The following is a 12,370-nucleotide window of genomic DNA, read 5'->3' on the forward strand; positions in this document are numbered from 1 at the left end:
GATCAGACTTCCAGAAGCTCAGCTTCTTTACGCTTGAAGGCCTCATCCACCTGATCGGTGAACTGCTTGGTGAGTGCCTCAAGCTCCTTCTCCGCGCGTGCGACGTCGTCCTCGCCGATCTCGCTCTTCAGCGCGTCGAGGTCGTCCTTAGCGCTGCGACGCACGTTGCGGACCGCCACGCGCGCGTCCTCGGCGCGGGTCTTCACGATCTTCACGAACTCCTTGCGGCGTTCCTGCGTCAGCTCGGGGAGCGTCACGCGGATCACGTTACCGTCGTTCGTCGGGTTCGCGCCGAGGTTGTGCATGTCGCGGATGCCCTGCTCGATCGCCTTCATCGCGCCCTTGTCGTAGGGTGTGATGATGAGGCTGCGCGCATCCTGATTCGCGACGGACGCCAGCTGCGGCAGCGGCGTCGGCGTCCCGTAGTAGTCGACCATCAGGTTCTGGAGCAGCGCGGGATTTGCACGCCCAGTACGCACAGTCGCGAACGACTCCTTTGCGGCTTCAACCGCCTTGGTCATTCGTTCCTTTGCGTCTGCAAAGACTTCTTCAATCACGCTGCGTCTCCTCCACGACTCCTTGCTGACCCGTCCGGCCAACAATCGGTTTTCTGCAATAGTTCGAGTTTAGCGGTGTACCAGCGTGCCGAGCTTCTCGCCACGGAGTGCAGCGGTGACATTCCCCGCGGGCTCCATGCCAAAGACGCGCATCGGCATGCCGTTATCCATGCACAGGCTGAAGGCTGTCGAGTCGACAACCTTGAGGCCCTGCACGAGCGCCTCGTTGTACGTGATGTCGGTGATGAGGGTCGCGTTCGGGTCGACCGCCGGGTCTGCGGTGTAGACGCCATCGACGCCGTTCTTCGCGACGAGCACCTCGTCGGCCTCGATCTCGAGCGCTCGCTGCGCCGAGACCGTGTCCGTGGAAAAGTACGGAAGCCCGGCGCCTGCGCCGAAGATCACAACGCGGCCCTTCTCCAGGTGACGGATCGCACGAAGCGGGATGTAGGTCTCGGCGACCTGCGTCATCGTGATCGCCGACTGCACGCGAGTTTCAACGCCTGCCTGCTCGAGGAAGTCCTGCAGCGCGAGCGCGTTCATCACCGTGCCGAGCATGCCCATGTAGTCCGCGCGTGCGCGATCCATGCCGCGCTGCGACAGCTCCGCGCCGCGGAAGAAGTTGCCGCCACCGACGACGATCGCGACCTCGGTCTGATCCATTGACGCAGCGATCTCGCGCGCGATCTGGCTGACGACGTCGGGGTTCACACCGAGCGTTCCCCCACCGAACGCCTCGCCCGACAGCTTCAGCAGTACCCTGCGCTTACGATTGCTCTGATCGGACATGCGTCTCCTTCATTAAATCTTTCGCCGGTGTCCCGGCACTCTCTTCCGGGTCCAGGACCCAGATTCGCGGCGCCAGCCTGCTCAACTCAACAGCCTACCGTCCGCACAGCACAAAACCCGGGCCAGAACGGCCCGGGTTTTGTCCTGAAGGTGTTAGGCGCCGACCTTGCAGCGGCTGAAGCCGGTCACCTTGATGCCGGCTGCCTCAGCAACCTTTGCAACGTCGCGCTTCTCAGCGTCGAGTGCGTGGACCTGCTCGTTGAGCACGACCTGCTTGAAGAACGCGTTCAGGCGGCCCTCGATGATCTTCGGGAGCGCAGCCTCAGGCTTGCCCTCGTTCTTCGAGATCTCGGTGACGATGTCGCGCTCCTTGTCGACGTCGGCCTCGGGGACCTCGTCGCGGTTCACGAACAGCGGCTCTGCGAACGAGATGTGCTGAGCAATGCTGAGCGCAGCCTTCTCGTCGCCACCCTCGAATCCAACAACAACGCCGATCTGCGGGGGCAGATCCTTCGACGTGCGGTGGAGGTAGACGGCGGTGCCGGGAGCCTCGATGCGCTCGACGCGGCGGAGCTCGATGCGCTCACCGATGATCGCGGCCTCATCGGTGATGAGGTCAGCAACGGTCTTGTCGCCTGCGGGGGCTGCGAGGCCCTCCTCAGCGTTCTTTGCGCCTGCGGCGACGAGTGCGTCGAGCACCTGCTCCGAGAGCGCGAGGAACTTCTCGTTCTTCGCGACGAAGTCGGTCTCGCAGACGAGCTCGATCATCGTTGCAGCGCCTTCGCTCTGCTTTGCAGCGACGAGGCCCTCGCTCGCCTCGCGGTCGCCGCGCTTCGCGACGCCCTTGAGGCCCTTGAGACGAAGGATCTCGATCGCCTTCTCGATGTCGCCCTCGGCTTCAACGAGAGCGTTCTTGCTGTCGACCATGCCAGCGCCGAGGCGCTCGCGCAGCTCCTTCACAGCGGCCATGCTTACTGCAGCCATGTGTGACTCCTTGGGGTTTGGATCCGGGTCGGGCGTTGCGCCCGACCCGGATCAATGACTATGAGAGAAAAATTACTCGGCTGCGGGAGCCTCAGCTGCGTCAGCAGCGGGGGCCTCGGTCGCCTCTGCGGCCTCGGCTGCGGGAGCCTCGGTCGCCTCTGCAGCGGGTGCCTCAGCCTTGTCGGCGTTGAGGAGCTCAACCTCCCACTCAGCGAGCGGCTCAGCAGCGGTCTCGCCCTCAGCAGGCTTCTGGTGGCGCTCCATGAGGCCCTCAGCAGCTGCGTCAGCGATCACGCGGGTGAGCAGTGCTACCGAGCGGATTGCGTCGTCGTTACCCGGGATCGGGTAGGTGACCTCGTCGGGATCGCAGTTGGTGTCGAGGATGCCAATGACGGGGATGCCCAGCTTCTTCGCCTCGTCGATCGCGAGGTGCTCCTTCTTGGTGTCAACAACCCAGAGAGCCGAAGGCGTCTTGGTCATGTTGCGGATACCACCGAGGGTCTTCTGCAGCTTGTCGAGCTCGCGCTTCTTGAGGAGGAGCTCCTTCTTGGTGAAGCCGCTGGTGCCACCCTCGAAGTCGAGCTGCTCGAGCTCCTTCATGCGCTCCAGACGGCCGGTCACGGTCTGGAAGTTGGTGAGGAGGCCGCCGAGCCAGCGCTGGTTCACGTAGGGCTGGTTCACGCGAGTCGACTGCTCAGCAATCGCCTCCTGAGCCTGCTTCTTGGTGCCAACGAAGAGGATGGTGCCGCCACGAGCAACAGTGTTCTTCACGAACTCGTATGCCGAGTCGATGTAGGTGAGCGACTGCTGCAGGTCGATGATGTAGATGCCCGAACGCTCGGTGAAGATGAAGCGCTTCATCTTCGGGTTCCAGCGGCGGGTCTGGTGTCCGAAGTGGACGCCGCTGTCGAGCAGCTGGCGCATGGTTACAACGGCCATTGCCGTCTCCTGTTCTCGCGCGTAACGCGCGACTGTTTGGTTTGTTCGGCCGCGGGCGCGACCTTGTCCTAGTGCCCCCGGGTTTCACCACCCCTTGCGGGGACCAACGGCAAAACTCCGGTGAGTGGGCACGCGAAGTCACCTCTTGCGAGGCGCAATAGAAGAGTCTATCACTGGATCGACCCCCAGGTGAGCCAGCTCCGGCGTGTTTTTTGCTTCGTCCACAGCAGGCGCGATGTCAGTCCCGCCCAGCGTTCTGTCCACATTTCCCGGCCGCCTCCCCACGCCCACCGAGCTTCCGGGAAAACTGGGGCCCCACCGAGACGAACGGAGCACCCCGATGGCGAGCGCACCCGGCCAGGCACCACACCCAGATTCCCCACATTCGGGCCCCATTCAGCCAGGGCCCCCACTCCCCGACCGGCAGCACGGCGGCCAGGGCCGGGCTACCCCCGCCGTGTTCAAACGAGAGCTCGGCGCTCGCGGCGAGCGCATCGCCGCCGACTATCTCGCCTCCCGCGGCTTTGCACTCATCGCGCGCAACTGGCGCTGCCGATACGGCGAGCTCGATCTGGTGATGCGCGACGGCGCCGCTTTTGTTGCCGTCGAGGTGAAGACCCGCAGCGGTACCGGCTACGGCGACCCGCTCGAGTCGATCACCGCGCGCAAGGCCGCCAGGCTCCGGCGGGTCCTGCTCGAGTGGGGCTCGACCACCGGGCACCGCGGCGCCCGGCTGCGCGTCGACGCCGTCGGCATCACGCTTCGACCGGGCGAGGCCAGCCCACGCATCCAGCACCTGCGGGCCGTCGCATGAGCCGCGGGGTGCGCCGGGCGGCCGCGGTCGCCCTCACTGGCCTGCAGGGCACGCGCGTGATGGTCGAGGCCGCGGTATCCCACCAGCTCCCCGGCATGACAATCATCGGCCTTCCCGATGCCGCGCTTGCCGAAGCCAAGCAGCGCGTCCGCACCGCGTCAGCGCAGGTCGGTCTGCCAATCTCGGATCGGTTCGTCACCGTGAATCTCGCGCCGGCATCGCTGCCGAAGCAGGGCTCGGGGTTCGATCTCGCGATCGCCCTCGCCGTGCTTTCGGCGTCCGAGCATGTCCCGACGGCGAAGCTCGCGGAGACCGCGCACATCGGCGAGCTCGGGCTTGATGGGAGCCTGCGCCGCCCGGTGGGCCTGCTCGGCGCGGTGATCGCGGCGCGGGAGCTCAGCTTCTCCCGCGTCATGGTGCCGCTCGAAGCCGCCGCCGAAGCGCGACTTGTCCCCGGCATCGAAGTGGTGGCCGCTGACACGCTCCTCGACGCGATTGCCTGGCACCGCGGCGAGGGGCCGCCTGCAGATCAGGATCGGGCCGCGGCGCGGAGCCCGCGGCCACCGGCCCCGCAGCCCGACAGCGACGCCGATATGTCCGACGTCGTCGGGCAGGAGGAGGCGGTCGAGGCGATGGTCGTCGCCGCGGCAGGGCGGCACCATGTCTCTCTCATCGGGCCACCAGGGTCGGGCAAGACACTGCTTGCGACGCGGCTCGCGGGCATTCTGCCCGATCTGTCGCCGCCGGAGTCGCTCGTCGCGAGCAGCATCGCGTCGCTGAGCGATGTCGCGCTCGACACGCTTGTCACACGGCCGCCCTTCGAAAGCCCCCACCACACCGCCTCCTCCGCGGCCGTCATCAGCACCGGAGACGCTCGCGGCATCCGTCCGGGCTCGATCTCGCGGGCGAGTTACGGCGTGCTCTTCATGGACGAGGCACCAGAGTTTGGCCGCGTGATCCTCGACGACCTCCGCGAGCCACTCGAGTCGGGAACCGTCACAATCTCGCGCGCCCGGATCCACGCCAGCCTCCCGGCCAAGCTTCAACTCGTGCTCGCCGCGAACCCCTGCCCGTGCGGCAACGCCGGCTCCCCCGAGACCGCGCTGTCGTGCACCTGCACGCCGCACACTCGGATGCGCTACCTCGGGCGACTCTCGGGCCCCCTCACTGACCGCATCGACCTGCGCCTCACCGTGCGTCGCGTAAGCAGTCTCGCCGCGACCTCCGCCGGCAGATCCCCGACAAGCGCCGACCTCCGCGAGCGGGTCATCGCGGCCCGGGCCAGGGCGTCAGCGCGGCTCCGGGGCACCCCGTGGACGCTCAATGGTGAGGTGCCCGGCGAGTGGCTGCGCGGCGAGTCGATGAGGCTCCCCCACTCGGCAACCACGACAATCGACCGCGCGTTGGCTCTTGGAGCGCTTACGGTGCGCGGCTACGACAGGATCCTCCGCGTGGCATGGTCGATCTCCGACCTCGCTGGCGCAGCGCGTCCCGGACGCAGCGAGGTCGCGCAGGCGCTCGCACTGCGGGGCGGTGCAACATGAACGGCGAGCAGGGCGGCTGGCCAGCGGCGCACACACTGCGCCCCGCTCACGACGGCACCGGGCCCCGGCCCCCAGGAGCCGTTCGCCCTGACCCGGAGACCGCCCCGCTCCTCTCCGCGGTCGATCCCCAAGGCTCGGAGCGGCGGGGAGATCACGAGACGCTCCTCGCGCGCGTTGTCTGGTCGCGCGTCACCGAGCCCGGCGACGCGACGGCGGGTGCGCTCGTTGCCGCGCTCGGCCCGCTGCTCGCGCTCGACCTTCTGACAAGTCGCGACCCTGCGCGCGCGTTCGCCGGAACGCTCCGGGACCGCGGCGGGAGCGGCCGAGCGGGCGAGGCAGGCACGGTCGGTCCGGATCCGGATGCACTCTCCCCGCGACGCCTCCGCGCGGGAGTGAAGCGGTGGCTACCACGTCTTAGCCGGGCCGATTCGTTCAAAGACCTCTCCACCGCTGCCGCGCTGCAGCTGCGGGTGGTCACTCCGGAGTCGCACATCTGGCCCGCACAACTGAACGGTCTCGGCCCTCATTCGCCGCACGCCCTGTGGGTGCGAGGCGATCCGCGCGCCGTCGCGCCGCCGTCGCTCGCCGTCGTGGGCGCCCGGGCGAGCACGACGTATGGTGGCCAGGTGACGATGGATCTCGCGGGCGAGGCCTGCGACGCCGGCTTCACGATCGTGTCCGGGGCGGCGTACGGGATTGACGCGGTGGCCCATCGCACCGCCCTCGCGGCAGGGACCCCCACGGTTGCGGTCCTCGCCGGGGGCGTCGACCGCCCCTACCCCGCCGCGCACGACAGGCTGCTGAGTCACGTCGCTGACCAGGGCGCCGTCTGCGCAGAGCTACCCCCGGGGGCCGCCCCAACCAGGTGGCGGTTCCTCCAGCGCAACCGGATCATCGCCGCGCTCTCCCGAGGCGTCCTCGTCACGGAGGCCGGCGTGCGGTCCGGCACGCTGAACACGGCGGGCCACGCGGCCGAGCTCGGGCGGGCGCTCGGCGCAGTGCCCGGGCCGATCACGTCCCCCGCTTCGGCCGGTTGCCACAGGCTCGTCCGCGAGTACGGGGCGATGCTCGTCACGACCCGAGCCGAGGTCCGCGAGCTCCTCGGAGCACCCGATGCTGCGGCGAGCGCTGGCTTCGAGACGGCCTCGCCCGCGGATGCGGAGGGCGCGCAGCCAGTCCACGACGACCCCCCTCCGCCCGCGGGCGCGGCATGGCGGGAGCCCCCGTTCCATAGCCGAGTGCTCGACGCGCTCCCGCTATCAGGCAGTCGCTCCTCCTCCGATGTCGCGCGGGCAGCGGGCCTGAGCCAGGAGGAGACGAGGGACGCGCTCGCCGAGCTCGAACTGCTCGGCCGTGTCGCCCGCACCCCGAGCGGCGATGGCGGCCCGCTCCTGTGGCGCCTCGAGCGGCGGAGCCGCTTTGGCTAGGCCGCCCGCAGCGCCCGCGGTGTGCGCTCAGAGGGAGACGAGCAGCATGGAAAGGGCCATCACCGCACCGGCGCCGAGAAACGTTACCGAGGTGTATCCCAAAATGTCCCGCATTTTCAGACCCGCGATCGCCAAGATTGGGAGGGCCCAGAATGGCTGAAGCATGTTCGTCCACTGGTCTCCATAGGCGACTGCCATCACCGCGATGGCCGGATCGACTCCCAGCTGGTTCGCCGCGTCCAGCATGATCGGGCCTTGCACAGCAAACTGGCCACCGCCCGATGGCACGAAGAAATTCACGAGGCCAGCGGACAGCAGTGCGAGCAATCCAAAGGTAGTCGGGTTCGCAATCGACACGAACGCGTCGGAGAACACGACAATGAGACCGGTCGAAGCCATGATCCCGAGAATGCCCGCGTACAGCGGGAACTGCAGCAAGATCTCCCCAACGTTGGAGGCAGCCTGCTTGGTGAGATGGATGAGCTCGAACGGGCTTCGCACGAGTAGGAATATCAGTGCGAGAAAGGACCAGTTGACTGTGTTGAGCGTGAGGGTGCCTCCCTGAACAAAGTGCGCAACCAGGTAGACCACCAGCCCAACACCCACGATGAACGTCAGCACACGGGAGGCATCGACTCTGTCCGCAGGCGTCACAACCTCTTCAGCGGCCGCTTCGAATGGTTGAGAAACCACACCGGTCGGGAGTTCGCGCACAGGCGCGCCCTTCCTCGGCGCGATGGCGAGGAAGAGCAGCGAGCACACCACGATCACCCCAGCGGCGGTGAGCATGTTCCAGGCCGAGAACGTCGTTGCTGTCACCGGCAGCGGCTCGCCATTGAGCGACTCCGTCAAGAACGATCCCGCGGTCGCCGCTGTCAACGGCCCTGATCCCGAATACCCCATATGCCAGACGACCATCCCCGAGTAGCCTGCCGCCACGAGCAGGGGGAAGTGTATGTTCATTCCGCGTTCCCGCCCCTGCACCGCGATCTCACGGGCCAGCAGGGCGCCAACGACGAGCCCGAGCCCCCAGGTCACGAGATTGGCGAGTGACGCGATAACGAAGACAAAGACGTAGGCGAATGTTGCGCTTCGAGGAACTCGGGCGAGCTTTGTGAGCAGAGCCCGCACAACCGTCGTGTTCGCGAGCATGTGCCCGAGGAGCAAGATCAGTGACATCTGCGCCATGAACTCCAGCAGCTCACTGAGGCCAGCGCCCCAGCCCGTCACGACTGCGATCGGGCCCGCGTCAGTGAGGATCACGGCAAGCACTGCAACGACAAGCGTCAGCACGATCGCGAAGGTCAACGCTGATGGCACCCACCGCTCAAGGGTCCGAACGAACGGACGCATGATCCGCTGGATCATCCCCGCTCCGGCGTCGACTGACCCGCTGGACTTTCGCGGTTGCATGTGGCCTCCACTCAAAGACGAAAGGGAAAATCTTTCCGCATTCAAACACGCAACACGAGCAAATTAAAGCAACAAACGATAACGATGTGGGCGCCTTTGCGTTCCCGCACGGCCACACCAAGTTGCGCGAATCACCGCCAAATACACCGCGCTTCAGGCTCACTCAGCCAAGATGGGTGTCATGAACCTCGATGCCGCCACGTCAGCATTCCTTGATGCGGCGCGTCTCGAGTTCGGCTATTCGGAGCACACGATCCGGTCGTACCGACGCGACCTGTTGGGCTTCACCGAGTTCGCTGGCGAGCAGGGCGTGACGTCCCTCGCCGACGCCGACCTCGAGCTCATGCGCTCGTGGCTGTGGGAGCGCCAACAGGCCGGCCTTGCCGCGTCGACAATTGCGCGCAACGTCGCTACGCTCAAGTCGTTCGGCTCCTGGCTCGAGGCCCGTAACCTGCTCCCCGGGAATCCGGCGTCCCGGCTCCGAACGCCGCGCGCACCGAAAGCGCTGCCGAGGGTCCTCACGCAGGATCAGATGGCGCGGGTGCTCGCGCGCGCCGAGCAGCGGGCAGCCTCTGGCGACCCCGAGCAGGTGCGCAATAGCGCGATCCTCGAGCTGCTGTATTCCTCCGCGCTCCGAGTCTCCGAGCTGGTCTCACTCACGACCGACGGGTTCGACAGGCGCGAACGCAGCGTCCGCGTCATCGGTAAGGGTGACAAGGAACGCGTCGTCCCCCTCGGCGCCCCGGCCGCCCGCGCGCTTGAGCGTTACCTCTCCGCGGCCAGGCCCGCGCTGCTTGCACGCAGCGCCGACGGCCGCCCCGACGGCGCACCGACACGGCCCGCCGAGCGCGCCCTGTTCATCGGCAACCGGCACGGCGCGGCGATCAACACCGGCGCCGTCTACCGGCTGGTCTCGAGAGAACTTGAGCAGGAGCCGGGCGGCGGCCCGAGCGGCCCGCACACGTTCAGGCACACCGCCGCAACCCATCTGCTTGATGGCGGCGCCGACCTTCGAGTCGTGCAGGAGATGCTCGGCCACTCGAGCCTGTCGAGCACGCAGGTGTACACGCACGTGTCGATGGAGCGGCTCGCGGCAACCTACCGCCAGGCGCACCCCAGGGCGTAGGCCCACAGCAATGAGCGCCACAGCCACAGGCCCCACAGCAACGAGCCCCACAGTCACAGGCCCCACAGCCACAGGGGCTCACCAGGGCAGCAGCACTGGTTTGCCGAGGAAGTAGCGCAGCGGGTTCACGTACTCGTCGTCGACACGCACCCCAAGGTGCAGGCATTCGTCCAGGCAGTGGCCGCCCTCCGCAACGATCCCGAGTGGCTGCCGCGGCAGCACCTGCGCCCCCTCGGTGAGCGCAGCGTCGGCCTGCTCGATCGGCTCGAACGACACCACCGTGCGACTGTCGACGCGCACCGAGAGCACGTGCCTGTCGGCCACCTGTCCCACGAAGCTCACGACCCCTCCGACGGGCGCGTGCACGAGTTCCCCCGGCGCGGCCGGAAGGTCGATTCCGCGATGCCCGGAGGCATACGGCGTGGGCGGCGGCCGGTACGGACCCGAGACTTCGAGCGGCGTTCCGAGCGGCGGCAGCCAGTAGGGCGAGTCCGCGGGCGGCAGCGTTGGCGTCCCAGGCTCAAGACCTACAGACCACACGGAACCAGCGCGCGAGACCAGTGAAAGAAGCACCAACAGCACCAACGCAGTGCGCGTTTGCCACCGTTTAAGAGGGGTCTGGCCTGTCAGCGAGATCTGTGGGTAGGGAAAAAGAGTCACACTCACAGTGTTCGTGGTTATCGAATCGCTCGCTGTCTGTGGGTGTTGTTGGTGGACAGCTTGCTTGCGCAGGAAACTCTTCGTCGGTGTGGACGAACCAGTTTGCTCATTGGAAGAGCTACTTACCTAGCATCTCCAGATCTGCCTCAATCTCGCGCGCGGTCTCGAGTAGCTTGGGCAGATGGCTTTCGATGAGCATCTCCACAGGTCCTGCGCTCGCACTTGTAGAGACGTTAACTGCTACGACTACGCGGCCATCGCGTCCCCGCACACCGGTCGCGATAGAACGCAGACCGATCTCAAGTTCCCCGTCGACAAGCGCCCAGCCCTGATCTCGCACGCGCTCGAGCTCGGCGTTCAGTTCGGCCGGGGACGTCAGCGTACGTTCCGTGAGACGTGCAAGGTCGGCGCCTGCTAGAAGCCGGTCACGTTCCCGGGAAGGCAAGTCACTGACCAGCACACGACCCATGCTCGTCGCGTGCGCTGGGAACCGGGTACCGATCGTGATGCCGACAGTCATAATGCGCCGTGTTGGCACGCGCGCAACGTAGACGATGTCTGCGTCAGAGAGCACTGCGGCCGACACTGATTCTTCGAGTGCGTGCGACAGTTTCTCAAGGTGCGGCTGCATCATTTCGGGCAGCGAGAGCGCAGACAGGTAGCTGAAGCCGAGTTCGAGCACGCGTGGAGTGAGCGCAAACAACCGCCCATCTGTGCGGACGTAGCCGAGGGTCTGCAGTGTTCTCAGGAAACGCCGAGACGCAGCCGCGGGGATGCCGACTCGCTTCGATACCTCGGTGAGCGTCAGCTCGGGGTTCTCGGCATCGAACGCTCGAATGACGGCCAGGCCACGTGCAAAGGACTGGACGTAGTCGCTGCCCTCGGCCGAGTCTTCGTTACTCATACCCCCATTCTGCCGGTCTGTCGTGAAGATTTCAGCGTTCAAGCACAACTGCGAGCCCCTGGCCAACTCCGATGCAGATCGCGACGACGGCGACGCCGCTGCCACGGCGAGCAAGTTCGTGTGCCGCACGCGCGACGATACGGCCGCCCGACGCGCCAAGTGGGTGTCCGATTGCGAGCGCACCGCCGTGTACGTTGAGGCGTGCCGGATCGAGGTCTGGCCAGCCCGCGAGACACGCGAGCGCCTGGGAAGCAAAGGCCTCGTTGAGTTCAACAAAGTCGACATCTGCCCACGACCTGCCCGCGCGAGCGAGCGCCCGGTTCGCCGCTTCGATGGGGGCGGTCGGAAAGTCCTGTGGGTCGACGCCGTGCACCGCCCGCGCGGTAATCCGTGCGAGCGGTTCGGCGTCGACCGCGCCCTCGCGCCCGAGCAGCAAGGCGGAGGCACCGTCGTTGATCGATGACGAATTCCCAGCGGTCACGCTGCCGTCGGATGCGAACAACGGGCGGAGCATCGCGAGCTTCTCGGCTGAAGTGTCGTCACGGATCCCCTCATCACGAATGAGCTCGTATCCGGGTACCTGGACAATCTCGCGATCGAACGCGCCGCCTGCCCACCCGGCCGCGGCGAGGGCGTGCGACCGAGCTGCGAACGCATCTTGCGCTTCCCTGCTGATGCCCCACTCCCGCGCTGTCCGCTCAGCGGCTTCACCATTTGAGATCGTCCACTCGTCCGGGAACCTCGGGTTCACCATCCGCCAACCGATGCTCGTATTCCAGGCTGTCTGGTTACCAACGGCGGGCCAGGGCTTCGCTGATTTCTCAATCACGAATGGCGCGCGACTCATCGACTCAACCCCGCCAGTGAGCACGAGCTCAGCGTCGCCGCATTCAATTGCGCGTGACCCTTGAATCACGGCCTCAAGCGAGGACGCGCAGAGCCTGTTCACAGTGACGCCTGTGACAGTCGTCGGAAATCCCGCGAGCAGCGCGCCGAAGCGCGCGACGTTGCGGTTGTCTTCCCCCGCCTGATTCGCGTCGCCGAAGACGACGTCGGCGACCCGGGCGGGGTCGACGCCAGCTCTGTCAACGATCGCACGCATCACGACCGCAGCGAGGTCATCGGGTCGGACCCCAGAGAGCCCGCCACCTGCGCGGCCAAACGGGGTGCGTACGGCGTCAAAGATGTGAGTTGTTTCCATCTGCTGCGTTCC

The 12,370-nt window shown here is 66.7% G+C and carries 12 protein-coding genes; 4 read left to right on the forward strand and 8 right to left on the reverse strand.

Features of this window, described 5'->3' with window-relative positions:
* Positions 1–2: 2 nt before the first annotated feature.
* From frr to rpsB, 4 genes are all read right to left on the reverse strand, one after another.
* Entirely contained in the window at positions 3–557 is a 555-nt protein-coding gene (gene frr, locus BJ960_RS09940; RefSeq protein ID WP_121072700.1) for a ribosome recycling factor, read from the reverse strand.
* 69 nt (positions 558–626) lie between these two features.
* Positions 627–1,346, reverse strand: coding sequence for a UMP kinase (gene pyrH, locus BJ960_RS09945; RefSeq protein ID WP_121072702.1), 720 nt, complete (start codon positions 1,344–1,346; stop codon positions 627–629).
* 153 nt (positions 1,347–1,499) lie between these two features.
* Positions 1,500–2,330 (reverse strand): translation elongation factor Ts, encoded by an 831-nt coding sequence (gene tsf / locus BJ960_RS09950; RefSeq protein WP_121072704.1) that lies wholly within the window; start codon positions 2,328–2,330, stop codon positions 1,500–1,502.
* 72 nt (positions 2,331–2,402) lie between these two features.
* Complete coding sequence (gene rpsB / locus BJ960_RS09955) at positions 2,403–3,269, reverse strand: 30S ribosomal protein S2 (RefSeq protein WP_121072706.1); 867 nt, start codon at positions 3,267–3,269, stop codon at positions 2,403–2,405.
* A 340-nt stretch (positions 3,270–3,609) separates the two neighbouring features.
* Between rpsB and BJ960_RS09960 the strand changes: the two genes are divergently transcribed.
* Genes BJ960_RS09960 through dprA form a run of 3 tightly spaced genes read left to right on the forward strand, consistent with a single transcriptional unit; the run spans position 3,610 to position 7,054 of the window.
* Positions 3,610–4,083: a YraN family protein gene (locus BJ960_RS09960; protein ID WP_185987177.1), complete on the forward strand. Its 474-nt coding sequence runs from the start codon at positions 3,610–3,612 to the stop codon at positions 4,081–4,083.
* Positions 4,080–5,627 (forward strand): YifB family Mg chelatase-like AAA ATPase, encoded by a 1,548-nt coding sequence (locus BJ960_RS09965; RefSeq protein WP_185987178.1) that lies wholly within the window; start codon positions 4,080–4,082, stop codon positions 5,625–5,627. The genes BJ960_RS09960 and BJ960_RS09965 overlap by 4 nt, the downstream gene beginning before the upstream one ends.
* Positions 5,624–7,054 carry a DNA-processing protein DprA gene (gene dprA, locus BJ960_RS09970; RefSeq protein ID WP_185987179.1) on the forward strand — a complete coding sequence of 477 codons (1,431 nt, stop codon included), beginning with the start codon at positions 5,624–5,626 and terminating at the stop codon, positions 7,052–7,054. The genes BJ960_RS09965 and dprA overlap by 4 nt, the downstream gene beginning before the upstream one ends.
* A gap of 27 nt (positions 7,055–7,081) precedes the next feature.
* Here dprA and BJ960_RS09975 read toward each other — a convergent pair whose 3' ends face one another.
* Positions 7,082–8,467 (reverse strand): short-chain fatty acid transporter, encoded by a 1,386-nt coding sequence (locus BJ960_RS09975; RefSeq protein WP_272928754.1) that lies wholly within the window; start codon positions 8,465–8,467, stop codon positions 7,082–7,084.
* Between the two features lie 181 nt (positions 8,468–8,648).
* Here BJ960_RS09975 and BJ960_RS09980 point away from each other — a divergent pair, with 181 nt between their 5' ends.
* Positions 8,649–9,593: a tyrosine recombinase XerC gene (locus tag BJ960_RS09980; protein ID WP_185987180.1), complete on the forward strand. Its 945-nt coding sequence runs from the start codon at positions 8,649–8,651 to the stop codon at positions 9,591–9,593.
* 78 nt (positions 9,594–9,671) lie between these two features.
* Here BJ960_RS09980 and BJ960_RS09985 read toward each other — a convergent pair whose 3' ends face one another.
* The 3 genes from BJ960_RS09985 to BJ960_RS09995 all read right to left on the reverse strand — a co-directional run bounded on the left by BJ960_RS09985 (position 9,672) and on the right by BJ960_RS09995 (position 12,358).
* A complete protein-coding gene (locus tag BJ960_RS09985; RefSeq protein WP_185987181.1) occupies positions 9,672–10,166 on the reverse strand; it encodes a M23 family metallopeptidase in 495 nt (164 codons plus the stop codon).
* A 205-nt stretch (positions 10,167–10,371) separates the two neighbouring features.
* Positions 10,372–11,157: an IclR family transcriptional regulator domain-containing protein gene (locus BJ960_RS09990; protein ID WP_185987182.1), complete on the reverse strand. Its 786-nt coding sequence runs from the start codon at positions 11,155–11,157 to the stop codon at positions 10,372–10,374.
* Positions 11,158–11,188: 31 nt separating this feature from the next.
* Complete coding sequence (locus BJ960_RS09995) at positions 11,189–12,358, reverse strand: thiolase family protein (protein ID WP_185987183.1); 1,170 nt, start codon at positions 12,356–12,358, stop codon at positions 11,189–11,191.
* Positions 12,359–12,370 lie beyond the last annotated feature (12 nt).

This window comes from Leucobacter aridicollis, assembly GCF_013409595.1.
In the GTDB taxonomy this organism is placed as follows: Bacteria; Actinomycetota; Actinomycetes; order Actinomycetales; family Microbacteriaceae; genus Leucobacter; species Leucobacter aridicollis.